This window comes from Legionella wadsworthii DSM 21896 = ATCC 33877, from assembly GCF_000701265.1.
GTDB lineage: Bacteria > Pseudomonadota > Gammaproteobacteria > Legionellales > Legionellaceae > Legionella > Legionella wadsworthii.
In genome coordinates, this window is the sequence record NZ_JNIA01000001.1 from 51830 (window position 1) to 74151 (window position 22322).

Below are 22322 nucleotides of genomic sequence, written 5' to 3' on the forward strand. Positions count from 1 at the left end.
GATAAGACTATCAGCCAATGGTAAAAATTACAATAATTTTTTTACCATTAAGGTAAATTTATAATGATTTGCCATACCTAATATGCTATAACGCATTGTATTTTGATGTTTTTTATACTATTTTTTTGGTAAATTCTTACGAAGATTTATTAACCATTTTGGTATATCATAGAATAAACATGCACCTGACTGAATTATTTAAATATGAGCAATCCTGTAATAGACAATGTTTCATCCCCCGAGTCTCGGGGCAAGAGAATAAGATTCATACGCGAGCATCTCCTGTCTTTTACACGAGAAGATTTTTGTCGCGATTCTAATTTTACTGCTCAATCATTAAAAGGATGGGAATTAGCATGGGGAGGAGGTTTATCCCAGCAGGGGGCTGTAAAAATCGTTAAACGAGCTAAAGAGTTAAATATTTATTGCACAGAATCATGGTTAATGCATGGCATTGGTAAAAATGCCACAAAAATCACAAAAGATTTAGATATCCAAGAGGGTGACGAAAGCCACATAGCTAAAGAATTACTACTATTCAGAGAACTACAACACTCTATTGACACCGTTATAAAAGATGATGGCATGATCCCTCTCTTATACCCTGGGAATTATGTTGGCGGTATAATAGTCAACAACATTGAGAGTGCCATTGGCAAAGATTGTATTATTATTGCAGACAATGATGAAGTATTTGTCAGGATCTTAAGGCATGGACAAGAACCAGCTCGCTATGACTTAGTTTGTTTAAATGAAAAAACTACATTAGTGAAAAAAGAAATAAAAAATACCGCCATTAAATTTGCAGCCCCAATTGTATGGATCCGCAGAATATTTCGAGAAAATAATTACTAATGAAAGCTTACAAAAAAGATATTTTGCCACATCAAGAATTTTATATAATCAGATTTACTAAAAGCTCGAGTCTACCTTATGCTCTTTTCATTCATGGTGGCCCTGGTCTCAATTGTGGAACCATAGAGTATCTTATTGATCATCATAATTTATTTAATTCTCTCGAGTGCAATATTATTCTGTATGATCAACGAAATTGCGGTAAATCTAATAAAATTAAAAAGTTAGTATTACAGCAAGATAATATAAATGATTTGCAAAAAATAATTCTATACCTTGATGACCATTTTAATCTTAACATCCATGCTTTGATTGGACATAGTTATGGTGCAAAACTTCTTTTTGATTACTACAAAAATTATGAGTCAACCATCCCTGGTGTTTTTGTTTCTACCGCTCAATCAATACTAACACCTCGTTTGAATAATTTAATGCTAGACCTATCCTATCTGAAAAAAAGTAATTTAGAGCTATATAACAAAATATATAATGAAATTAATAATCTTGACCTTAATAAAATCTGGGAACTATCAGAACAATTAACTCCAGTTTTCCAAGAAAATAAAGACAGACCTTATTTATATTGGGCCAATTTAGACTATTATAATTTGGTTAAAAATGCACAGAAAAAGATCAATCTACCATTGGATATGAACACGTTTATCAGTGTAAGAAAAGATCTTTATTCAAAAGAAGCCAATTTTTCTGTTAATATTAATGAGCTTAAAATACGTAAATTATGGATAAATGGTTTTCACGATTTTGTCATGAACGGACACCAAATAGCATTGTCGAACATTCATGAAATTATAACTTTCAATAAATCTTCTCACTACCCACATCTAGAAGAGAATGATCGTTTTAGTGAGCTTTTAAATGAATTTATTAAATAGCTCTAAGGCAATCATCTTATTGTTTTCTATACTAATATCCCCCGTTGTTCACGCACAATCTAAAATTAAAATATGTTTGACCGGTAGGATTGTAGAAAATTTAAAATCATATGGTCAGTCTTTTTTAAATGCAGCATATCTTGCCAAAGAAGAAAATGATCTCTCTAACAAAGTTGTGATTAAGAGTTATTTTTATAATAACAGACCATTGGAGCCAATGCATATTTATAATCAAATGGTAAATGACTCTTGCTCTGCAATTATTGGGTTTGAATATCTATCAGACTTGTTATTAGCTGTAAAAGAACAGAAAAATGACACCATTCCTATTTTTACTTCCTACGCTAGCACCACCAACTCTGATCAATTACCTAAGAATATTTTTATCTTTATGCCAAGCTATAATTACCAAGCTGAAAAAATGATGAGCTACTTACATGAGCGCTATAAAAATATAAACAACGTGTTGCTTATAACAGAAATTAACCGTGATGAGATGCTAAAGTATAAGGAAGTGTATTCCAGCATTCTAAAAAAAGAACACGTACAATATTCTACATTCGATTTTCTAGAAAATGACAGCGATATAGAGGGAAAATTGAGAATTTTTTTGAATGAACGAAAATATCAATATGTTTTTTTATTGTCAGGTGCAATAGCATCAGCAAAAATTGCCAATATTATGAATAACCATAGCACTGTTTTTATTGGCACAGAAAACTTTGGTTCTTCAGTTAGTCAAACATTTTTTATGCGACTAAATGATAAAGTAATTCACTCTCATTTTATCCGCAATTTAGATTTTATACAGCCCTATGATGCTTTAACTAAATTTGAAAATATTTATATTCAAAAATTCCATGAAAAACCCACTGTATTGGCAGCATACACTTATGATTCGATGAAGATTATTTTGAAAGCATTGAATAGAACCGGTATCGTCAATACAAACAGCATATTAAGTACTGATTATATTGGCATTACCGGGGCTTATTTAAATAATGGTCAATTTTATCGATCGACCAATTACGTTATTTTATCAGTTAATAGCAATGGATATGCTTATGAAAAATAAAAGCTCTTCAATCAAAGCAATTTTTATCAAGAAAATGGCATATTCTGCTCTTATCCAATTTATTATTTTTGGATTTATACTCATGCTTGCAAAAGATTATTTTCATAATCAGATGAGTGTCTTTTCCAGAAATTTAATTATTAATGACTCATTTACCACTGATGAAATTGGTAGATATCAGCTTCTTAATAATAAGGATGCTCTTGATTTAGTCCTATACAATTTAGGTAATGAACGCAAACTAGACTCAATAAAATTTGTTCCTTTAAAAAATAAAATTGAAGATGTAGGTACTTGCGAAGAAAACAGCAAAAATAATTACCTTCTATGCAAAAAAGATAATGGGCAAATTTCTGGTATAACATTAATTAAAAATGATGAAAAGATATTGGGCTCGGTGGTTGCAAGTAAGCAATATAATTCTATCTATACTTTGCCAATGTCCTATGGGCTTTTGTTAATTTTATTGATCGTACTTGGAATATTTCTTTTTAATTTCTTATTTCTATTCCTTTCTATGAGAAAAAAAATAGCAAACAATACCGAATACTTGCTTGATTTTATTTCATCACATCAAACTAATAATGCTGTTGATTTTGCAAAAGTTGAAATTAATGAATATAGACAAATTGCTAATAAATTTATTGATGAACATCGAGAAATAATCAATTTACAGAAAGAAAAAGCCTATTACGAGGTAAGAAAAAATATTGCTGAGCTTGTTGCTCACGATATCCGATCACCATTAGCGGCAATAAACACCGCAGTATCAGATGTAACATCGATTCCTGAAAATAAACGCATTATGATCAGAAATGCAGCTAAAAGAATCAATGATATTGCTAATAACCTACTCTTACAATCTAAAAATAATTTGCTTGACTGTAAAAGTAGTGAAATATATATGAATAATTCTCCAGAATTAATATTTGTAGTTTTAGATAATATCGTTGCAGAAAAAAGATATGAATATTACGCAACCAAAATCCAAATCAACTTACTTGGGTCCGACCACTCATATAATTGTTTTTCTAAGATACACCCTGATTCTTTTAAGCGCGTTCTATCTAATCTCATTAATAATGGTATTGAGGCAGTTAATTCTAATGGATCTATTATTATCTCTCTAACATGCAATACTACGCATGTCGAAATTATTATTGAAGATAATGGCTGCGGCATTCCTCCCGATATCTTGCCAAAGGTTACAGAGCAAGGATTTAGCTTTAATAAGAAAACTGGAGCTGGTTTTGGTTTATCTTATGCTAAACAATATTTAGAGCAGATCAATGGTTCAATGCATATTCACTCTGAAGAAAAAGTTGGGACAAAAATTCATATCACTCTAATTAGGTCTAACCCCCCTAGTTGGTTCTGTGACTCAATGAATATTAGGTATGGTACTAATATTGTCGTATTAGATGACGATATATCCATCCATGACGCATGGAATGAACGGTTTTCAAATATTTCACACGTTAAAATGTTTCATTTTTATAACGCGATCGACTTAGTTCAGTATAAAGTTGATCCAGAAACTCCAATATTATATTTAGTGGATTATGAGTTGCTCGCTGATATTAAAAATGGTTTAGATGTGATTGAAGAGCTTAATTTAAATGGTAAAGCTATTTTAGTTACCAGTTGCTTTGAAGATATTGCTATACGAAATCGATGTGAAAATATTGGCGTTAAAATCATACCAAAATCTTATGTACCTTATATTAAAATTCTTGAGACTCCAGAGAAAGAACTTATAAATACGGTGGTTTTTATTGATGATGATGAAATGATGCGAATGACTTGGATCTTTGCGGCTGAAGAGGCTGGACAAAGTATTTCAACCTATTCGTCATTTGATGAGTTCGTAAATGAAATAAATAATTATTGTAAGAATACTCTTATTTATATTGACTCAGATCTAGGAAACAATGTTAGAGGCGAGGATTGCGCAAAACTCCTTTTTGATAAGGGGTTTATTGACGTTCATCTTGCCACTGGCCATTCGCGAGATCGATTTCGCCAAGTGCCATGGATTAAAACAATTGTTGGTAAAGAGCCACCTTTTCAATTTGCACACGGGAATTCAACATGAACTCTACGGATAAAGATAAATTAAAACACGATTTTTTAAACTCAATTGTTATCATCAACAGCATGACAAAATCTGCTTCGAGTTTCATGAATACAATTTCACAGTCAATGGATACCGTCGATATTAACCAAAAGCAGATGGAAAAATTTTTATATTCTATGAGCGCTATACGTGAGCAAACTTCAAAGATTGAAAATTATTTTTTATCTCTTTTTAATGAATAATTGTGACAAATTATCTCTCTGCTAGATATGAGGAATATGAAACCACCCTTCCCCAATCTATAGAATCAGTTAAATGATCTTTGGTAATACTGTAGTAGTAATTGTTATCTAGCTTTTGCGCATCAAATAAATAGTTAATCCACTCAGCTATTGGTTTTTTATATTCTTTTTCTGATAACAAGAATAATATTTTCTCTTTTTTTGTAACAGCGGCCATGGTCTGTTCGGGTAGCTCATATCCCCGCATTAAATCTAATTGCTCTGAAAGCTCTTTTACGTGTCTAAGGATAAGCCATGTAGGTTTGGCGTCTTTGTCAAGAAATAAAAAACTACCTGAGTTATCAACTAGATAATACTCAACAGCCTGTGCTTGTATTAGAACACTAGCAAATAATTTTTGATATAATTCATTATCAAATAAATTATTAATGGAGTTTTCATACGCATTAACTATATTTTTTGTTAACTCTCTGAAATAGCGCTGAGTTAGGTCATCCACAGCTAATGTAATTTCTGGATATAGATTTTCACTTGTCTTGAGTATAAATTTATCAATTAAACCGTGATTGAAAGCTTTTATCGCAGTATCTTTATCTGCTTCAGCCGTTAGCATAATTTTAAAGATTTTTTTCTCTTTAATTTTCTTGCAAAATTCAATTCCGTTAATACCGGGCATTTGATAGTCCACAACTAACAATGGTGCATTCTCAAACCTTGCTTTATGATAAAGCTGATTTAACATTTTACTAACATCAAAGCCAATAACTCGATCATTAGTAGTATCTAAATTCACATCATTCATTAATTTGAAAATTGATTGGGTGATATCTTGACAATCGTTATCAATAAGATGAAAAGCCATATCTGAGCTTGTAAGTGTTAGTATATTAAACTTTTGGCCAAATTCTAAATCTAACGCATCCAAAAATGCTCGGTTATCATCTAAAAAAATGACTTTTATCGGATGATAAAAACAGGTAGGTCTTGCATCAATAATAGTCATATAGTAATTCCTCTACGTTACAGCCACAATTGCATCACCCATGATAAGTTGCCAATATTTCAGACCCTTAATGTATTGCTGTTAAGAAAAAATAATTAACATGGATGTCGCCCTGTATAATAAATGATTCTTCAAGTTTTTTCCTCCCAAATTTTATATTTAATCACTTAAGTTATTGAGGTTTATGTTTTTCCGATTAAGTTAGAATCCTTTCTTGTTAATCTTCTTCAATTTACTCTAGAATTTTCTTTCTCATAAATCTACACCATTCCACAACCGTTAATTAAAGAATTAATTATATTTTTATTATTTATAATCAATGAGTTAACGATATTATCCCCCGGGGACAATTTATTAAATCGATAATCCATAACAGTGGTCCCGTGAAATTTAAAGTGCCATTAAAACAGATCCAGGATTAAATTTAATAAAATTCAAACGGCCCAAAACAAAAAAATATCAAAGACAATTAAGAGCATCACAAACCCTTTAAAATTTAGCACACTAAAGCCTCACGTTACGATTGAACTGCTTTTTCTAGGATTAATGTAATAGCCATTGCGTCAACATTAAAAAGCCTGCTTAAATTAGGAGAATAAATTTAGTAGAGAAATCCATCTATTCCATCAAAATAAAAGATTTAATATAATGCCCTGAGAGATATAGGACTATTGTTAAATAGGTTATTGAAAAATAACAAACGACACAACCATTTATCTTGATAATAAGCGCATAGCTATAAAAAAGATTTGTCCACTTAATCAAAAACACAAATCTCAGCCAAACAATATATTCTTCGCCATGGGTAAAGATAGATAAAACAGATAACTCTATACGAAGACTAATATTACCCACATATATTGCTTAACAATCAATATTCTAAATATGAATTAATCATATACACTGGCACAGATGGGAAAACAGTTCTTTTATTTTTGACATTTAGCTTACTAAAGGAGCCGTCATTCATCAGATAATGAGATGCTCCATTTATAGAATAGTAATTTATTACAATTAAAAATGATATCTAAAACATGAAAATAACATTATCTTATATCCATTCTCGAATTTAGGATATTATCAAAATAAGTCAATAACTTACTCGTAAAAATGCAAAAAGTATAATTTAATGTAACTTTTGCAATATTACTCAGTCTTCAAGATAAACACATCTATTTGATGGTTGGGCGGTTAGTATAAACGCGCACAAAACGTTGGAATAATTATTTTACAAAAATTCACAATGCGAGATACTAATCAAAATTTTAAAGTTACTAGAGTAAAAATCGAGTTACCCAAAATCCAGTATCTGTCAGAAGTTTCCGACATTAGAAAATGTGGATAAAAGCAAAAAGCACCCCATAAAGCTACACCATTACCATATACCTACACCATGACCTCCCATAAAGCTACACATAAAATTTTAAGCCCCATTAATCCCCATATTACTACACACAAAAACTCATAAACCTACACTATCAATCCCAAATAAATACACAATAGCTCTTATATAAATCGTTTAAAATCATATGGTTAGGATGTTTTTTATTTAATGAACTTATGAATAGAAGAAAAAAGATATATATATTCCTTTTTTTAGAATTAAGATGAATAGTACAAATTACCGCTTGCAAATTTGTTTCAATAAAGTTAGTCTAAAAAAATAGTACAAAGCACCTTATTGCAAAGGGGGATGGATGAAAGTAATTACAACAGCCGGAAACAAAGGAGGGATTGGCAAATCAACTATTGCTCTCACTCTTGCACAATATCTAGCTAAATGTAAAAACATGAAAGGGGCCTTTATCGATTTAGACCCACAAGGCAACTCTTCATCTAGCTTAATTCCAACTACAAGAGATCCAGCTCACCCAACTGGTTACATGCCTAAAGCACATCCAGAGTGGGATCCAAACAACTTACCAGAAGATGATCCTCATTGGGATGGAGTTAGTAGTATTGCAGATATATTCATAGGTAAATCTATTTATCCATATCCAACATGGGTTGACAATTTACATTGTTTTCCTTCTTTTGCTTCATTACTGGAAGATGCACAACGTGTTCTAAAAGTTGATGTAAAAGAAAAGGTTATAAATCGTCTTAAAGAATTTACCGAAATGCTATCAACCCACAGTGATTACCAATTTGTTATTATTGATACGAATCCACAGTTTGGCCCACTAACAATGGCAGGGTTGCGAGCAGCAACTCATGGACTATTGCCAACTGAACTTGAACAATATGGTATTAATGGAACCATAGGCATGATCCAAGCAATTTCACAAGAGCAACTTAGAAGAGTGAAAGACGATACTATTAAAATAGCGGGAATTTTACCTAACCAAGTTCGTAAAACAGCAGTACATACTAAGTTCCTTAATGATTTGCGTTCAATAGAAAAATCAGAAGAATGGTTATTACCTCCTATAGCCCAAAGAACCATTTATTCAGAATTGGTAGTAGAGGATGCAAAACCTAATTGTGTATTTAACCTACCACAAACACATCTCGCTAGAATTGAAAGTGAGAAATGGTGCTCTTATGTATATGACAGGGTATTTCATAATGTATACAACAAAATAGAAGAAAAGGAGGCTTCCTATGGTTAGTAAATTCAAACTGAATTCAGTTAAAACTGGAGAGACAAAGGATGCCATATCAAGAACACTGGCAATTGCCAATGATTATGCTGGGGAACTGTCAATAGAAGTATTGTCCTTAGATAAAATAGAACTTGATCCGGAAAACAATCGTGAACTAGCACTAACACTTCATGATGCAATAAATGGAATAGATCCCTCTGATCCTGAATATACAAAAAAGAAAAATGATTGGAAATCGCTTGAGTCATTAGCAAAAACTATACTAGATGATCAGTTAATTAACCCCATATTTGTATACAGATTTGGGAACAAATGTCGTTTAATCGCTGGTGAACGTAGAACCTTGGCCTCAGCGATTGCCGGTAAAAAGGAAATTATAGCAAGAATTGCAAGTCAACGACCTGTTGGTTCAAAGTTAAGAGTTCTACAGTGGATTGAGAATAATGAGCGTGTAGACTTATCTCTGGCTGAAAGAGTTGCGAGTATTGAGGCTATTGTTAAAGAGTATTTAAACGAAAATAAAGAAAAAAGTGATAGCGAGAAAATAACATCAAAAGTATTAAGTGATTTAACGGGAATGTCTATAACACAATCTCGAAGATATATTCTGATTTTGCAAGCTAGTCCAGAGATAAAGCAGGCGATTGCTGAAGGAAAAATAGAGAATGTAAAATTAATTGAATTAATTATTTCAGTTGAAAACGCAGAACATCAACAAGTTCTCTTAAAGGCAGCCATAGAAAATCTATCCTTTGATGCAATTGTAAAGCTAAAAAAAGAACTTGAATTTTCGTTAGTTACAAAAAAAGAAATAAGAGGACGTAAACAATTAAATGTTAGTTTAGGTAAGGTAAAACCCAATATTGCCAAAATTATCTTTGATGCCTTAGTTTCAAGCAACATTCTACACGAGAGCATCGTCGAGCAAATGAATATGTTAAGCAATAATGTCCAATGGAATAATGGTAAGTCAGTTGAGGAGTGCTTTAAAAAAATAATTCCTCTAATTGCTCAGGAAGTGTGATTAAAATGAATAAGCTGAAACTCAATAATAATGAAGACGATAAGAAAATTATTACATTTACTATTAATAAAGAAATTAAAGAGTCACTCAGAGAAATTCTGTTAAATTCTGAAAAATATAATTTAAAAAAGAAAACTGATTGGGTAAACGAAGCCATCATAATGTTAAAGGAAAATCCTGATTACAAAGAAATGGTACTCAATGCAGAAGGGAATAGTGAAAATTTCGTATTTGATAAAATTTATATGACATTTAAGCAACGATGTTTTTTTTCTGATATGAGAAATGAAGTTGTAAAGGAATATCCTGATATAAGAGGCCCTCAAACTGCCATAATACGCGCTGCTATTTTGAGTAGAATGATGAGGAAAAAATAAGAAAAAAGGCCAAACGGAATGGGTAATGTTCGCTGAAAAAACAATACGTAAACATGTAACAATTATTCATGCATACTCTTTAATGAGTGTATTGCAACGGAAAATTGTCAATGTGCTTTTGTATGAAGCAATAAAAGGAGATGGTCGCATAAATAACCATCAAAATTCGGTCGCTGTCGAATGTAATATGCCTTTTTCTAAGCTGTTAAAAGCAGTCAAGTTTAATAGTAATAATACCCAATATCTAAAAGAGTCCATTGATGGGTTGGCATCATTAAAAATAGAATGGAATTTATTGAAAGATAAGGTACCTACAGATATCTCGTTTTTAAATTTACGAGTTTTACATGGTGCGCCTACGTTCTATCAAGATAATACCATCAATTTTTCTTTTCATAAAATCATGCTTGATTTACTAGTTAATCCATCTATATACGGTACTATCGACGTTGATCTGCAATCTGAATTTGAATCGAAATATGGTCATGCTCTTTATGAAAATAGTACACGGTTTATTAACTTACAAAAAAATAAAATTATTTCATTAGATACATTTAGAAAAATTTTAGGAGTTCCTGAAGATAAATATTCAAGTATGCGGGAACTTACAAGAAATGTCATTTCGCCCTCATTAGAAGAGGTTAATGATCGAGCTAATTTTGCTGTTAGCTTGGATCCAATAAGAGTTGGTAGAAAAATTACTGGATTTGAGGTGCTAGTCAAGAACAAAAAAAATACAATAATATCAGAAGTCAGCTGTATTGATCGTGAAAATGAGCAGATACATAAAGAAATAAAATCAACTTTTGGCATATTAAATGAGTCAATATTAGAAAATATTATAAATAACTACTCAGAAGAGTATATTCAAGAGAAGATTAACTATACCAAGAAATATGCAAAAAAAGAGCGGACAGGTTTTTATCCTATTCCATATTTTATTAGTGCCTTAAAACACGATTATAAATTTAAGGAAGAACCTAAGCCAGAAGTTTCTCAAGAAAAAGCATCTAATGATGAAGCTGAGTGGGAAAAGAAATTATTCGCTTTACAGGCAGAACTCAATCATTGGGAAAAACTATCAGGATATACTAAAGCTGGAGATAACCAAGAGCATGTTAAAAACATGCAGAAATTTGTTCTAGAAGCCCAAGAAAAATTAAAGCAACATTATTTAGAGAAGCCAATTAAAATGGAGGCGGTTTAATATGAAATTTCCGGCCTTTGAACCAATCAATCTAAAGAATGAGCTCCAGTCCTTGGAAGCAATTGATCTGTGTTTATCAAAAATTTATCCAGATCAAAATCAGGCTAGAAAGTTTTTTAGCGATGCTTCACTAGAAGAATTGGCTTCATCAATTCGGCAGCATGGGATTATACAGCCTATTCTTGTCAAAGAAATAGATCATAATAGGAATGAATATCAAATTATTGCAGGTGAACGGCGTTGGCGCGCAGCTAAAATAGTTGGATTAGAAAAAATCCCTGCAATCATTAGAAAATACAATAAAGCAAATGGGATGGCAGTATCTTTAATTGAAAATATTCAAAGAGAAGATTTAAACTCATTGGAAGAAGCGCAAGCTATACAGCGATTAATAGAAGAGTGTTACATGACGCATGGTGAAGTTGCTGAAACTTTAGGTAGATCTCGAACAACGGTTACTAATCTTCTTAGATTGCTTACTCTCACAGATGAAGTAAAAGAAATGTTAAAAACGGGATTATTAGAAATGGGACATGCTAGGGCTTTATTAAGTTTGTCGAATGTACAACAAGTAGAAACAGCAAAAATAATTACCAGTAAGTCTTTATCTGTTAGGGAAACTGAAAAATTGGTTCAGCGCTTAAATAGGCCAGAAGATAAAAAGGAGTTTTTTCTAAATCCTCAATTTGAACAAAAAACGAAAGATTGGATGGCACAATTGTCGAAAAAACTTTCATCAAAAGTTAACATGCATTTTAATGATGGAGGAAAAGGTAGGGTGGTGATAAGTTTTGACTCTTTAGAGGAAGCAGATTGGTTAATGGCCCATCTTAAGGTGGAAGGGTAGGGCTATTTTTTATTCACAAAATTAGTGGATAACTATGTGGAAAAATTAGAAGTTGTTTGCCTTGAGCCTGTAGTTATAATTTTACTGGTATACCGGAAAAAAACGACCTCCAAATTTTACTTTCAAGAGACGATTGGACTACGTCGAATGGTAAAGTGTGGCAAAAGATCATCTTCTTTCTAATCACTATTAAAGCGTGCTTAAATCGATCTGATTATTTAATAACCACTTTTCTTTTAGAAATTAAAAAGTAAGTCAAGTTGGAATGCTGTTGTATGAGATAAGTTGTTGTGAACAGTCGTGGAGCAGTTATTTTGACTCCATTCGGACCTTGGTTTTTTCTTCCTTTTGGTATTGGTTTTATTAGTATATTTTTGTGATATTAAAAGAAACAGCATATTGTGAAGGGAAAAAATATTTTCACTATACAAAGTTTTAAGTCGATAATTATGCTGATAACGGATTTTTATCATGCTTAAGAATTGAGCAAACGCATTTGTGTACGTTGAAAAAGCTAATGTTCTTCTTTGTCCCAACTTAGATTTTATTCTTCCATTAATGGCGGTGATTGTCCAATCATCCAGTAAATCTTTCTCTAGACGAAGCACATAATAGCGTTTGTCTTTCTCAAAGCGTGCCTCATGGTAGACTTCTTTGTAGGTAAAATCCAAATAGTGTAACCAGGGTAAAGTAATAAACCAGAGCGTCATTTAGAAAATAGCCAAATTAGCAATGCGTTTTAGGCGATCAGGATTATCTTCAACATAAATTGCGGTAGTAACAATGTTGGCATGACCCGCAAGACGAGAAACAGCTTTAATATCCGCGCCTTGTTCAATTAATCGGGTAATGAAAGTACGTCGACCAGAATGGGAGCTTGCCCCAATGATTCCTGCTTTATCATAAAGTGACTTGAACCATTTTTGCAAACTATTGGGTGTAAAGCGACTTTTACGTTGGGTCTGAAATAAGGGTTTGTCTCGTGCAACATGTTTTAGGGTATCGAGATGAGCTTGGAGTGCTTTGCGGATTTTTTCATTGGCAAGATAAGCGTAACGTTGCTTTTCACCTTTGGTCATTGAGCGCTTCAAACAAATCTCTTCAAGTAATTGATAGTTGTAATCGGCTACATCTGCAATCGTGAGAGAGGCGATTTCTTTCACTCGCAATCCAAGTCCAAAAGAACAATACACAAGGGCACTATTTCTTATAGCGAATTGCCCATCTTTGGCAACAATAAGCAGTCGCTTAAACTCCGCTTCACTTAAGACTCTGGCCTTTCCTTCTTTTGGCATAAAAGACTCAATATTTTCCTGTTATAATGGTATTCTAAATAAATCAGGTTGTCTTGGCAAAAGCAAAAATAAAATTGTGGTTTATAGTAGAACTTTAGTATGAATACACTTATCGATGCAGCAATAAAATATCTTTCCAATCATTATTGCAGTGAAAAAGAGCTCATAAGGCAATTAGAGAGGGATTTTTCGCATGTTCCTGAGTTAGATGCTCAGATTCATGCAACCATAGTTCGCCTTCGGGAATTACATTTAATTAATGATAATCGTTTGGCTGAATCATTAAGTGCCCGTTATATCCATAAAGGAAACCGTTTTATTCAACAAATATTAAAACAAAAGGGCGTTAAAGACGAAGTGATTGAGCAAATCTTAGAGCATATCGAACTGGAAGAAGTTCGCGCCCTAGATGAAGCTCGGAAAAAAATGCGTGGATTTAAGAATGAGACAGATGAGGCAATAAATACAAAATTGGCTCGTTTCTTAAGTGGTCGAGGTTTTTCTCATGCCACGATAAAAACTGTACTGAAACAGTTAAGTGAAGAACAGACTACTTAACGTTTTAGATAGTGTAGCGGATGAATACAACAATCATTTGCATCTATAAGAAAAGAAAACTGTAATTTAAACTCTGAATGAAATGATAAACTTACAACGCATCATGATTATTGGTAAACCAGGAAGTGGCAAGTCCACTTTTTCTGTTATGTTGCAAAAGAACCTAAATATTCCATTGTTCCATTTAGATAAATATTTTTTTATTGCCGATTGGGTGCCGCGAGAATATGAGGATTTTTTGTCACTCCAAAAAGAATTAGTCGCTAAGCCTTGCTGGATTATTGATGGTAATTCCAGTAAATCATTCGAGATACGTTATCGCGAAGCCGACATGTGCTTGTACTTTAATTTACCCAAGTGGCGATGTTATTGGCGGGTATTTAAGCGCTTGTTTTATAAGGCTTCAGAAATTGATGATAGAGCAGCTGGTTGCAATGAAACGGTTCGATGGTCGCTATTAAGTTATATGTGGAACTATGAACAACGGATTAACCCTTTATTAAATGTCTTAAAGAACCAATATCCGAAAGTGAAATTCATTGAGCTACGTAGTCCATATGATGTGGCGCACTTGATGCGTGTGCTTACACATAAAGAAGAGTACAGTATTGTGACAGGATTTTAATAAATGATGCCGACGAATGTGATAATACTCTTGATGGGTATTGCTGGTACCGGTAAAAAAACTATAGGCGAGGCAATTACAACATTGGATCCTCAGTTTCGATTGGCGCACCACCATGCCTGGATCGATCCGATTCTAAAGCTCCTAGGGAATGATGCCCAAGTATTTTGGTCTCTTGATGATAAAGGATGGGCTGCGCTTAACAAAGCTCGTGATGTGGTTTTTTATACTATGACCGAGGTTTGTTCTAAAGAAACGAGCTTTGTCATTACTTATGAGCTCTTAGCGAATAACTCTTGGCATCAGGAATTTTTTAATCAAGTACAAACCGTTGCTCAAAAACGGGAAGCTGTGTTTGTTCCTATCCGATTGATTTGTAATGGTGCAGAGCTTGTTAAACGCTTAAAAAACTCAGATCGAAAAGGCTATTTTAAAACACAAGATGAGGCGCTTATTGCAAAAAGACTGTTTGAAGAAGATGTTTATTTTAGCAAAGAGCCGTATGAAATGACTTTAGATGTGAGCCTCCTTTCAGCCGAGGAGTCAGCGCGTCGTATTTTGGATTGGACTTTCTTGATTTATGGCAGTAAAAATCAGAATCTGGAATTTAAACCATTGAGTCATAAAGATTTAAACTTAATGACCCATTGGTTTGCAGAGCCTACAGTGAAACAAGGCTATGCACGAAATCAACAGTTTTCTTTGGAAAATATTAATGCAAAGTATGCACCTCGCATTGAAGGCATGGATCCAGTCCCGAGTTTTATTATTTTTTTGAATCAAAAACCAATTGGTTTTATTCAATATTATTGTCTTTCCGACCATTTACCCGAAGGAGTTTCAGGAAATCATGCTTCCTTGTTTGACGAGGCTACACCTGAACAATTGGCTGGTATCGACCTTTTTATTGCAGAGCCATCGTGTCGTGGAGTAGGGTTGGGTAGACAAATTATAAGGCGTTTTATTGCAAAACAACTCTACAGATTTAAAGCCGTTGTGGTTGATCCACAAATTGGAAATGAGCAAGCCATTGCGTGCTATCAAAAGGCTGGTTTTGTTCCCACGCAATACAGTGAAGACGCCAATTACCTACTCATGATAAACATGCTTTCTTATAGAGGGGCTCATGAACATTCTTGAAACGTCACGTCTGATTTTACGCACATGGCAGGAAGCTGATCTTGATCCGATGGCACTTATTGATCAAGACAAAAAAAGTATGCCAATTTTTACCAGGAACAGGGAGTAGGAGTGCTACAAAAGCAGGCATTGAGCGGATTGTTACACATTATAAAGAGAAGGGATTTTCTTTGTATGCTGTTGAACTGAAAAGTACAGGGGAAATGATAGGATTTTTAGGGTTAATCACTCCCTCTTTTGAAGCGCACTTTACCCCCGCTGTTGAAATTGGTTGGAGACTTTCCTCAACACATTGGAATCAGGGTTATGCTACGGAAGGAGCAAAAGCGGTTTTGCATTATGCATTTACCTCTTTAAATCTTCCTGAAGTAGTTTCATTTACAGTAGTGAATAATCTAGCCTCAAGACGTGTTATGGAAAAAATTGGTTTACAACACAATACCAAGGATGATTTTGATCATCCCAAATTGGAGCCCAATAGCCCCTTGAGACGACATGTGCTTTATCGATTATCCAGAGCCGATTATCTAAACAACAAAGGTATTTAAGCATGATTTGGGAGACCACATTAAAAAAAATTACGGATAAAACGGCAAATCAGGCTGCTAAAAAATGGGTAAAAAACCCTACCCATCTTAAGCTTATCAATAATCAAATTAACTGTGTTTATCGATTTGAATCTAATGGACAAGGCTTTTTCCTGCGCATGACCCATGAAAAAATACGAAAAGCGCGTGAGCTTTTGAGTGCGATTGATTTTCAGAAACATTTATTTTTGTGTGGTACTCCTATTTGTGAACCGGTGGTATCCCAAGCAGGAAATGATGTCGAAACGGTACACCAAGAGGATTTGGAGTTTTTTGTTCATGTTTGCCGGGAGGTACCAGGGCAAATCATGCATTTTGATTATTCGGATAAAAAAGCTTATCTGACATGGGGAAGGGCGCTAGGGCTATTGCATCAAGCCTCGCAAAGTTATGTTGCAGAGAAGCATCACTTTTTAACTTGGGAAGATTTGTGGCGTGAGACTTGGGATTATACGCGTCAAGAAGAGTCCTTGATTCAGGATTTATATGAAACGATTACGACACGCTTCAAAACTTTTTCAATCAACTCATCTAATTTTGGCCTAACCCATGGGGACCATCGTCCTGGAAATGTGCTTTATGATGGTGAGAGCGTTCATCTGATTGATTTTGATGAGCCAGTTTATCATTGGTATCTTGCCGATATTGCCAAACCTTTTTTGGATTTATGTAATAAACCATGGCCTCTTTGGAAACCACTATTTGAATGGTTTATAGAAGGATATAGGCAAATCCGACCATTGAGCTCAGAAGAATTAAAAGAAGTGAATCATTTTTCGCAAATGAAAAGCTTAGATATCTACCTCTGGTGTAAATACAACTGGTTTGAAGAAACAGCTCCAGGAGGAAAGCCACGGAATGAGTGGCTTCATGACTTAAAAACTATGGCATTAACTCCTTTGTTTGATGTGCCATAATCGATTAAGGGAACTCCTATTGAGGTGGGTAATGAATAATATCATGGATGCGCGATAGTTCATTGGTTGCATTCCGGTAGCCATGCGGTTGATTGGCATTAAAACGAAGCCCTTCTCCTTTGGAAAGTGTTTTCCAACACCCGCCTAATAAAATATCAATGGGTCCATCCACAACAATGACATGCTCAATGACTCCATGTTTATGAGGAGGTGAAAGATGTTCGCATCCGGGCAATAACTCAATAACAAACAATTCAAAATGTAGCTGTTCATCAAAAGGAAACAGAGGAAGTACTCGTATTTTTTCATCATCTGGATGCAAAGTTTCAGCATGTCCTGTTCTATAAATAGGATTGGTTGAACTATCCAGACTGTCCTCAATAAATGAGGAAAAGGACGTTTGAAAGCCACTTGCAATTTTCCATAAGGTAGAAATTGTTGGGCTTGACTCTTCTCGTTCAATTTGCCCAAGCATCGCTTTAGAAACACCCGTTTCAAGCGCTGCTTTATCTAAGCTCCAACCCCGCTCTTGTCTTAATGATTTTAGTGTTTTTGCAATACGTTTTGAAATTTCTTGCATCATGTTCCTTATTAAAAAAAGATTGTGCGTTTTAGCGCACATGTGTATACTGGTTTATTATGCGTTATAACGCACGAATTGTGAAGTAGATTGTGGAGGACTGTATGGTTGAACACCCTTTTAAAAACAAACTGGTTGCGGTGCTTAATAAGCGTATTGAGCCAGGAAAAGTGATGAATGCGCTTGCTCATATGTGTATTGGTTTAGGCGCTGTGATTGGTGAAAAAGAACTGCGTTTAACCAATTATCGAGATGCAGATGGAGGCTCTCACCCTTATATCTCAGAGATACCATTTATCATTCTTTGTGAGAACTCCAATAAAATTAGAACATTACGCCAGAATGCTTTAGAAAAAAATGTTCTTTTTAATGATTTTACCGATACGATGACAGTTGGGACCTATCAAGAGCAAATTGAAAGAACGGGGCAGGTTAAAGAAAACGATCTGATTTACTATGGCATTGTTTTATTTGGGGATTGGGACGTAGTGACAGAACTCACTAGAAAGTGTTCTTTGTGGCGATGATAGGTGAATGATCATGATGAATAAAGGTAAAAATTTAAGTAAAAGCGCGCAAATCATACAGGATTTTTTATCTCAAAAAGGGATATCGTGTGAGGTCAAGGAACTTGATTCAAGTACACGCACTGCAAAAGATGCCGCTGATACCTTGGGATGTAGTGTTGCTCAAATTGTGAAGTCACTATTATTTTGTACTGAAAAAACCAACAAGCCGGTATTGGTATTAGCAAGTGGTGTTAATCGTGTGAATGAGAGCGAGATTGAAAGTCTCATCAATGAACCTATTGGGAAGGCTGATGCAGATTTTACACGAGAAACTACTGGTTTTGCGATTGGTGGGGTTCCTCCCGTTGGCCATAAAAATGTTATTGATACTGTTCTTATTGATGAAGATTTGTTATGCCATGAAATTTTTTGGGCCGCAGCAGGAACGCCCAATGCCGTGTTTTCATTATCTCCTGATGAGCTTAAACAGCTAATCAATGGGATAGTGGTCAAGGTTAGAGAATAAATTATGCGAAAAATATTTTGGGATAATCCCTATCAACTCCAATTAATGACTAAAGTGATGTCAGTGAATGAGAGTCGACTACTTTTTGCAGAGACTATTGGTTTTTCGTTTTCTGGTGGTCAGGAAAGTGATACAGTCCGCGTGAATGGCTTGATGGTTACTCATTCTGAAATAGAAGATGACTTGATTTATTATACATTACCTTCGGGGCATGGGCTTTCTGAAGGGGATGTTGTCCTTATGGAAATTGACTTTGTTCGTCGCTACAAATTAATGCGCCTTCATTTTGCTGCTGAATTAATCTTGGAACTGGTCCAAAGAATGCTTCCCATTGAAAAAATAGGTGCGCATATTGCTGAACATAAAGCTAGAATCGATTTTAGCCATCAGCACAATATTTCGGATATCTTTGACTCTCTTTTGTTTGAATACAATCAAATTATTGCAAAAGATATGCTTATTCGCACTGGGTTTTCTGATGAGAAGAGTCAAAGACGTTATTGGGAAATCGAAGGATTTTCTAAGGTTTCTTGTGGTGGAACACATGTAAAATCAACTGCTGAAGTGGGTTATATTACGTTAAAAAGGGCTAATGTGGGTAAAGGTAAAGAACGAATTGAAATTTATCTGATACAATAAATTATCTTAAAATAAAGTGTTTTAGCCACAAAAAATGTCTTTAATGCTAGAGGGTTGATGAGTGAATGCAGAAGAAATTACAGTTTTAAATGATTTAAAAAACGATATAAATCAATTGCTGGGATTTCATGAAGAAACACCAAGGATTAATTATGGTCCTTGTGGCGCGTTTGCTAAATTATTTTTTGATGCTTGGAATGGCCGCTTTCAGGATAAAGTGCATATTGTTTTTGTGATGATGACATCCCATGAAGAGTGCTGGCACATTGCATTGCGCATGCCTTCAGGGGAACTTTATGATGGTGGAGTTGGCCTTCATTGTGAAGAAACTTATGGGGAAGGTTACTTGTTTGAAGACATGATCGAATATGATCATGAACGTTTGGAAAAATGGTCTTATGGTCTTGAACGTGATTATCCACGTTTTTGTCCTGATTTTAATAAAGAAGTGGTGAATTCATTGATTATTCATCATCTAGATCGATTGCGATCTCAAGAAAATTGACTTAAGGGGTTATTTACCTCAAGAAGCAATTCAAAAATTAAGTAATGAGCATTACTCAAAATCGCGTTTTGTTTTTTTTTGGACTGGCTCTGTTTCTCGATGGTGAATAACACAAGCCCAGATATTTGATGAGGATATCGCTATGAAACAAAAACACCAACTGATTTATGAGCTAGAGACTTCTCTTTTAAATCCGAAAACGAGAAAGTCGATTACCCAACTGAAGCTACTGATTGCTGATGAATTTATCGAGTATGGGGCCTCTGGTTCAATTTACAATAAGAACGACCTACTTGATTCTCTTCCAGAAGAAGAGTCACGAAACTATATGGTTAATGACTTTTCAGTATTAGAGGTGTCGCCCGAAGTCATGTTGGCAACTTATAAGGTTACTGTTGCCTCAAAAAGTTCCTTACGTTCTTCGCTCTGGCAATACAAACACAATCGTTGGCAAATGGTGTTTCATCAAGGCACGCCTTGCCAAGAGGAATAATTCATTTTTACAGGTATTAAGATGATAACAATAGTTTATCTAAAACATCACTCAGATTGCATTCCAGAGCTTGCTAAGATTTGGCATGAAGTATTAGGAAAAATTTGGGTTCCTGATGTGCCCACTTCGCGTGTAGAAGAAAATTTACGAAATCATTTAAACATCGAGCAGTTACCGCTCACTGTTGTTGCTTTTGATGAAGATAAACCTGTTGGGATGTGCTCTTTACGCGTGAATGATGGGATCCGTCCTGAACTAACTCCCTGGCTAGGCTCGTTAGTGGTAGCGCCAGGCCATCAAAAACAAGGTATTGCAAGACAGCTTATTCTTCGAGTAAAAGAAGAAGCCCAAACATTAGGGTTTAAAAATCTTTATCTTTTTGCTTTTGATCCTACCATTCCAGAATATTACAGTCGTCTTGGTTGGCGCACGATTGGCATGGATGAATTTAAAGGACATCCTGTCACCGTCATGGAGATAATATTGTGAAGATTAGACAATTGTTTGCTGCGGATTGGAATATATGGAAAGAAATACGTTTAGAGGCTCTGGCCAACTCACCAGAAAGCTTCGGCTCTTCTTATGACGAGGAAGCGTTTATGTCCGATACTGATTTTCAAAATGGATTAAGTAAAGGATATGTATTAGGTGCCTTTGTTGATGATTTATTAGTATCTTGTGCTGGACTCTATACGCTTAATTCACTTAAAACAAAACATCGCGGTGTGCTTTGGGGGATGTATACTCGTCTTGAATACAGAGGAAAAGGTATTGCAACAGCATTAATTCAGACCCTGATACAGCATGCGAAAACCCATGTCACTCAATTACACCTAACCTGTGTAACAAGTAATTTTGCAGCCCGCGCTTTTTATCTAAAGCAAGGATTTCGAATTTATGGTACGGAGCCTAAAGCGCTTAAAATTAAAGATACCTTCTATGACGAATGTTTAATGGTATTGGATTTTAATGAGGAACCCATGAAAAAACTAGATACTTATCAGAATCTCTGTACTGAAGTATATGATTTAAGTAAACCTAATGCACCACAAGATGCCTACTCATTCTACCGAAGCTATGCTGTAGAGGCTAAGGGCCCCATTTTAGAACCTATGTGCGGCACAGGTAGATTTTTATTGCCTTTGGCTGAAGAAGGATTTGATATTCATGGATTTGATGCAAGTCAACCGATGTTAGAACGATTGCATGCAAAAGCAAGGCGCAAAAATCTTAATTCAAAAGTCTGGCCTGGTTTTATTGAAGATTTAAATCATTCTGAGAAATACTCTCTGATTTTTATACCCAGTGGTTCATTTTGTCTCATTACTGAAAAAACGGATATTCAAAAAGCGTTAAAAATCATTTATGAGCACCTGGAAGATAAAGGACTTTTTGTATTTGAAGTAGAAACACGCTATGCAGTTCCTAATGAATTAGGTATATGGAGAGGCTCAAGATGGCCCAAAGAAGATGGAACTCTCATCGTACTCAGTCAATTAGCCATGCTCAATGAAGAGGTTTGTTACTCTATCGGCAAATACGAGTTGATTGAAAACAACCGTGTGATTCAAACAGAGGTTGAGGAATATAAAATTCGCATTTATCAAGACCCTTCTTTCTTGCACAATTTGCTTACTGAGGTTGGTTTTAGCAAGGTACGGATGGTTAAAGGATTTGACCGAAACGCATCACCCGATGAAAAAGACGACAGTATTGTTTTTGAATGCAGAAAATAATTGAGG

Annotated in this window: 25 protein-coding genes and 2 pseudogenes; 23 read left to right on the top strand and 4 right to left on the bottom strand. The window is 34.5% G+C overall.

The genetic code is table 11. The features are described 5' to 3' along the window. The first annotated feature begins 204 nt into the window (after window positions 1-204). Genes BU07_RS0100290 through BU07_RS0100310 form a run of 5 tightly spaced genes read left to right on the top strand, consistent with a single transcriptional unit; the run spans window position 205 to window position 5142 of the window. Window positions 205-855, top strand: a complete 651-nt coding sequence (locus BU07_RS0100290) for a helix-turn-helix domain-containing protein (RefSeq protein WP_014845160.1) — start codon at window positions 205-207, stop codon at window positions 853-855. Further along, window positions 855-1748 (top strand): alpha/beta fold hydrolase, encoded by an 894-nt coding sequence (locus BU07_RS0100295; RefSeq protein WP_031562500.1) that lies wholly within the window; start codon window positions 855-857, stop codon window positions 1746-1748. Before BU07_RS0100290 ends, BU07_RS0100295 begins: the two co-directional genes overlap by 1 nt. Continuing rightward, window positions 1732-2823, top strand: a complete 1092-nt coding sequence (locus BU07_RS0100300) for an ABC transporter substrate-binding protein (protein ID WP_031562502.1) — start codon at window positions 1732-1734, stop codon at window positions 2821-2823. The genes BU07_RS0100295 and BU07_RS0100300 overlap by 17 nt, the downstream gene beginning before the upstream one ends. Further along, window positions 2813-4918: a sensor histidine kinase gene (locus BU07_RS0100305; protein ID WP_035898863.1), complete on the top strand. Its 2106-nt coding sequence runs from the start codon at window positions 2813-2815 to the stop codon at window positions 4916-4918. Before BU07_RS0100300 ends, BU07_RS0100305 begins: the two co-directional genes overlap by 11 nt. Beyond that, window positions 4915-5142, top strand: coding sequence for a hypothetical protein (locus BU07_RS0100310; protein ID WP_019350432.1), 228 nt, complete (start codon window positions 4915-4917; stop codon window positions 5140-5142). The genes BU07_RS0100305 and BU07_RS0100310 overlap by 4 nt, the downstream gene beginning before the upstream one ends. Window positions 5143-5152: 10 nt before the next feature. Here the strand turns inward: BU07_RS0100310 and BU07_RS0100315 are convergent, their stop codons facing one another. Then, a complete protein-coding gene (locus tag BU07_RS0100315; protein WP_031562507.1) occupies window positions 5153-6145 on the bottom strand; it encodes a response regulator in 993 nt (330 codons plus the stop codon). Between the two features lie 1697 nt (window positions 6146-7842). On the opposite strand from BU07_RS0100315, the gene BU07_RS0100320 reads away from it, so the two are divergent. Genes BU07_RS0100320 through BU07_RS0100340 form a run of 5 tightly spaced genes read left to right on the top strand, consistent with a single transcriptional unit; the run spans window position 7843 to window position 12206 of the window. Then, window positions 7843-8757 (top strand): ParA family protein, encoded by a 915-nt coding sequence (locus tag BU07_RS0100320; protein ID WP_010655313.1) that lies wholly within the window; start codon window positions 7843-7845, stop codon window positions 8755-8757. Next, entirely contained in the window at window positions 8750-9775 is a 1026-nt protein-coding gene (locus tag BU07_RS0100325; RefSeq protein ID WP_014845018.1) for a ParB/RepB/Spo0J family partition protein, read from the top strand. The genes BU07_RS0100320 and BU07_RS0100325 overlap by 8 nt, the downstream gene beginning before the upstream one ends. Before the next feature lie 5 nt (window positions 9776-9780). Then, complete coding sequence (locus tag BU07_RS0100330) at window positions 9781-10152, top strand: hypothetical protein (RefSeq protein WP_010655311.1); 372 nt, start codon at window positions 9781-9783, stop codon at window positions 10150-10152. A 25-nt stretch (window positions 10153-10177) separates the two neighbouring features. After that, on the top strand, window positions 10178-11359 hold the full coding sequence (locus BU07_RS0100335) for a replication initiation protein (protein WP_031562510.1): 1182 nt from the start codon (window positions 10178-10180) through the stop codon (window positions 11357-11359). A gap of 52 nt (window positions 11360-11411) precedes the next feature. After that, a complete protein-coding gene (locus tag BU07_RS0100340) occupies window positions 11412-12206 on the top strand; it encodes a ParB/RepB/Spo0J family partition protein (RefSeq protein ID WP_242601924.1) in 795 nt (264 codons plus the stop codon). A gap of 236 nt (window positions 12207-12442) precedes the next feature. Here the strand turns inward: BU07_RS0100340 and BU07_RS0100345 are convergent, their stop codons facing one another. Continuing rightward, entirely contained in the window at window positions 12443-12916 is a 474-nt protein-coding gene (locus BU07_RS0100345; RefSeq protein ID WP_031562515.1) for a hypothetical protein, read from the bottom strand. Beyond that, on the bottom strand, window positions 12917-13501 hold the full coding sequence (locus tag BU07_RS0100350) for a tyrosine-type recombinase/integrase (protein ID WP_014845023.1): 585 nt from the start codon (window positions 13499-13501) through the stop codon (window positions 12917-12919). A gap of 99 nt (window positions 13502-13600) precedes the next feature. Here BU07_RS0100350 and BU07_RS0100355 point away from each other — a divergent pair, with 99 nt between their 5' ends. The 5 genes and pseudogenes from BU07_RS0100355 (at window position 13601) to BU07_RS0100375 (ending at window position 17328) form a co-directional block, all read left to right on the top strand. After that, window positions 13601-14059, top strand: a complete 459-nt coding sequence (locus BU07_RS0100355) for a regulatory protein RecX (protein WP_031562517.1) — start codon at window positions 13601-13603, stop codon at window positions 14057-14059. Between the two features lie 82 nt (window positions 14060-14141). Beyond that, window positions 14142-14684: a P-loop NTPase family protein gene (locus BU07_RS0100360; protein WP_031562519.1), complete on the top strand. Its 543-nt coding sequence runs from the start codon at window positions 14142-14144 to the stop codon at window positions 14682-14684. Between the two features lie 3 nt (window positions 14685-14687). Next, complete coding sequence (locus BU07_RS17115; RefSeq protein WP_031562522.1) at window positions 14688-15824, top strand: GNAT family N-acetyltransferase; 1137 nt, start codon at window positions 14688-14690, stop codon at window positions 15822-15824. After that, window positions 15811-16372 (top strand): annotated as a pseudogene (locus BU07_RS16575) (GNAT family N-acetyltransferase). Before BU07_RS17115 ends, BU07_RS16575 begins: the two are co-directional and overlap by 14 nt. 2 nt (window positions 16373-16374) lie before the next feature. Beyond that, the gene (locus BU07_RS0100375) at window positions 16375-17328 is read left to right on the top strand and encodes a phosphotransferase enzyme family protein (protein ID WP_031562524.1); all 954 of its coding nucleotides are present in this window, start codon (window positions 16375-16377) and stop codon (window positions 17326-17328) included. A 16-nt stretch (window positions 17329-17344) separates the two neighbouring features. Here the strand turns inward: BU07_RS0100375 and BU07_RS0100380 are convergent, their stop codons facing one another. Further along, window positions 17345-17908, bottom strand: a complete 564-nt coding sequence (locus tag BU07_RS0100380) for a helix-turn-helix domain-containing protein (RefSeq protein ID WP_031562526.1) — start codon at window positions 17906-17908, stop codon at window positions 17345-17347. A gap of 104 nt (window positions 17909-18012) precedes the next feature. On the opposite strand from BU07_RS0100380, the gene BU07_RS0100385 reads away from it, so the two are divergent. The 8 genes and pseudogenes from BU07_RS0100385 to BU07_RS17655 all read left to right on the top strand — a co-directional run bounded on the left by BU07_RS0100385 (window position 18013) and on the right by BU07_RS17655 (window position 22316). Then, entirely contained in the window at window positions 18013-18435 is a 423-nt protein-coding gene (locus BU07_RS0100385; RefSeq protein WP_031562527.1) for a DUF2000 domain-containing protein, read from the top strand. A gap of 16 nt (window positions 18436-18451) precedes the next feature. Beyond that, window positions 18452-18943 (top strand): YbaK/EbsC family protein, encoded by a 492-nt coding sequence (locus BU07_RS0100390; RefSeq protein WP_031562530.1) that lies wholly within the window; start codon window positions 18452-18454, stop codon window positions 18941-18943. 3 nt (window positions 18944-18946) lie between these two features. After that, on the top strand, window positions 18947-19582 hold the full coding sequence (locus tag BU07_RS0100395; RefSeq protein ID WP_031562532.1) for an alanyl-tRNA editing protein: 636 nt from the start codon (window positions 18947-18949) through the stop codon (window positions 19580-19582). A gap of 61 nt (window positions 19583-19643) precedes the next feature. After that, window positions 19644-20087, top strand: a complete 444-nt coding sequence (locus BU07_RS0100400) for a hypothetical protein (protein ID WP_031562534.1) — start codon at window positions 19644-19646, stop codon at window positions 20085-20087. Window positions 20088-20229: 142 nt separating this feature from the next. Further along, the gene (locus BU07_RS0100405) at window positions 20230-20580 is read left to right on the top strand and encodes a nuclear transport factor 2 family protein (RefSeq protein WP_031562536.1); all 351 of its coding nucleotides are present in this window, start codon (window positions 20230-20232) and stop codon (window positions 20578-20580) included. Window positions 20581-20601: 21 nt separating this feature from the next. Further along, on the top strand, window positions 20602-21069 hold the full coding sequence (locus BU07_RS0100410) for a GNAT family N-acetyltransferase (protein ID WP_031562538.1): 468 nt from the start codon (window positions 20602-20604) through the stop codon (window positions 21067-21069). Then, window positions 21066-21518 (top strand): annotated as a pseudogene (locus tag BU07_RS17650) (GNAT family N-acetyltransferase); the annotation flags it as partial. The gene BU07_RS0100410 and the pseudogene BU07_RS17650, both read left to right, overlap by 4 nt. 42 nt (window positions 21519-21560) lie before the next feature. Beyond that, window positions 21561-22316: a class I SAM-dependent DNA methyltransferase gene (locus BU07_RS17655; RefSeq protein ID WP_031562540.1), complete on the top strand. Its 756-nt coding sequence runs from the start codon at window positions 21561-21563 to the stop codon at window positions 22314-22316. Window positions 22317-22322: the final 6 nt, after the last annotated feature.

What these genes read in the sequence shown, in the direction of transcription:
- BU07_RS0100290 (WP_014845160.1), top strand. Translation starts at nt 205, where the DNA reads ATGAGCAATCCTGTAATAGACAATGTTTCATCCCCCGAGTCTCGGGGC.
- BU07_RS0100295 (WP_031562500.1), top strand. Translation starts at nt 855, where the DNA reads ATGAAAGCTTACAAAAAAGATATTTTGCCACATCAAGAATTTTATATA.
- BU07_RS0100300 (WP_031562502.1), top strand. Translation starts at nt 1,732, where the DNA reads ATGAATTTATTAAATAGCTCTAAGGCAATCATCTTATTGTTTTCTATA.
- BU07_RS0100305 (WP_035898863.1), top strand. Translation starts at nt 2,813, where the DNA reads ATGAAAAATAAAAGCTCTTCAATCAAAGCAATTTTTATCAAGAAAATG.
- BU07_RS0100310 (WP_019350432.1), top strand. Translation starts at nt 4,915, where the DNA reads ATGAACTCTACGGATAAAGATAAATTAAAACACGATTTTTTAAACTCA.
- BU07_RS0100315 (WP_031562507.1), bottom strand. Translation starts at nt 6,145, where the DNA reads ATGACTATTATTGATGCAAGACCTACCTGTTTTTATCATCCGATAAAA.
- BU07_RS0100320 (WP_010655313.1), top strand. Translation starts at nt 7,843, where the DNA reads ATGAAAGTAATTACAACAGCCGGAAACAAAGGAGGGATTGGCAAATCA.
- BU07_RS0100325 (WP_014845018.1), top strand. Translation starts at nt 8,750, where the DNA reads ATGGTTAGTAAATTCAAACTGAATTCAGTTAAAACTGGAGAGACAAAG.
- BU07_RS0100330 (WP_010655311.1), top strand. Translation starts at nt 9,781, where the DNA reads ATGAATAAGCTGAAACTCAATAATAATGAAGACGATAAGAAAATTATT.
- BU07_RS0100335 (WP_031562510.1), top strand. Translation starts at nt 10,178, where the DNA reads ATGTTCGCTGAAAAAACAATACGTAAACATGTAACAATTATTCATGCA.
- BU07_RS0100345 (WP_031562515.1), bottom strand. Translation starts at nt 12,916, where the DNA reads ATGACGCTCTGGTTTATTACTTTACCCTGGTTACACTATTTGGATTTT.
- BU07_RS0100350 (WP_014845023.1), bottom strand. Translation starts at nt 13,501, where the DNA reads ATGCCAAAAGAAGGAAAGGCCAGAGTCTTAAGTGAAGCGGAGTTTAAG.
- BU07_RS0100355 (WP_031562517.1), top strand. Translation starts at nt 13,601, where the DNA reads ATGAATACACTTATCGATGCAGCAATAAAATATCTTTCCAATCATTAT.
- BU07_RS0100360 (WP_031562519.1), top strand. Translation starts at nt 14,142, where the DNA reads ATGATAAACTTACAACGCATCATGATTATTGGTAAACCAGGAAGTGGC.
- BU07_RS17115 (WP_031562522.1), top strand. Translation starts at nt 14,688, where the DNA reads ATGATGCCGACGAATGTGATAATACTCTTGATGGGTATTGCTGGTACC.
- BU07_RS0100375 (WP_031562524.1), top strand. Translation starts at nt 16,375, where the DNA reads ATGATTTGGGAGACCACATTAAAAAAAATTACGGATAAAACGGCAAAT.
- BU07_RS0100380 (WP_031562526.1), bottom strand. Translation starts at nt 17,908, where the DNA reads ATGCAAGAAATTTCAAAACGTATTGCAAAAACACTAAAATCATTAAGA.
- BU07_RS0100385 (WP_031562527.1), top strand. Translation starts at nt 18,013, where the DNA reads ATGGTTGAACACCCTTTTAAAAACAAACTGGTTGCGGTGCTTAATAAG.
- BU07_RS0100390 (WP_031562530.1), top strand. Translation starts at nt 18,452, where the DNA reads ATGAATAAAGGTAAAAATTTAAGTAAAAGCGCGCAAATCATACAGGAT.
- BU07_RS0100395 (WP_031562532.1), top strand. Translation starts at nt 18,947, where the DNA reads ATGCGAAAAATATTTTGGGATAATCCCTATCAACTCCAATTAATGACT.
- BU07_RS0100405 (WP_031562536.1), top strand. Translation starts at nt 20,230, where the DNA reads ATGAAACAAAAACACCAACTGATTTATGAGCTAGAGACTTCTCTTTTA.
- BU07_RS0100410 (WP_031562538.1), top strand. Translation starts at nt 20,602, where the DNA reads ATGATAACAATAGTTTATCTAAAACATCACTCAGATTGCATTCCAGAG.
- BU07_RS17655 (WP_031562540.1), top strand. Translation starts at nt 21,561, where the DNA reads ATGAAAAAACTAGATACTTATCAGAATCTCTGTACTGAAGTATATGAT.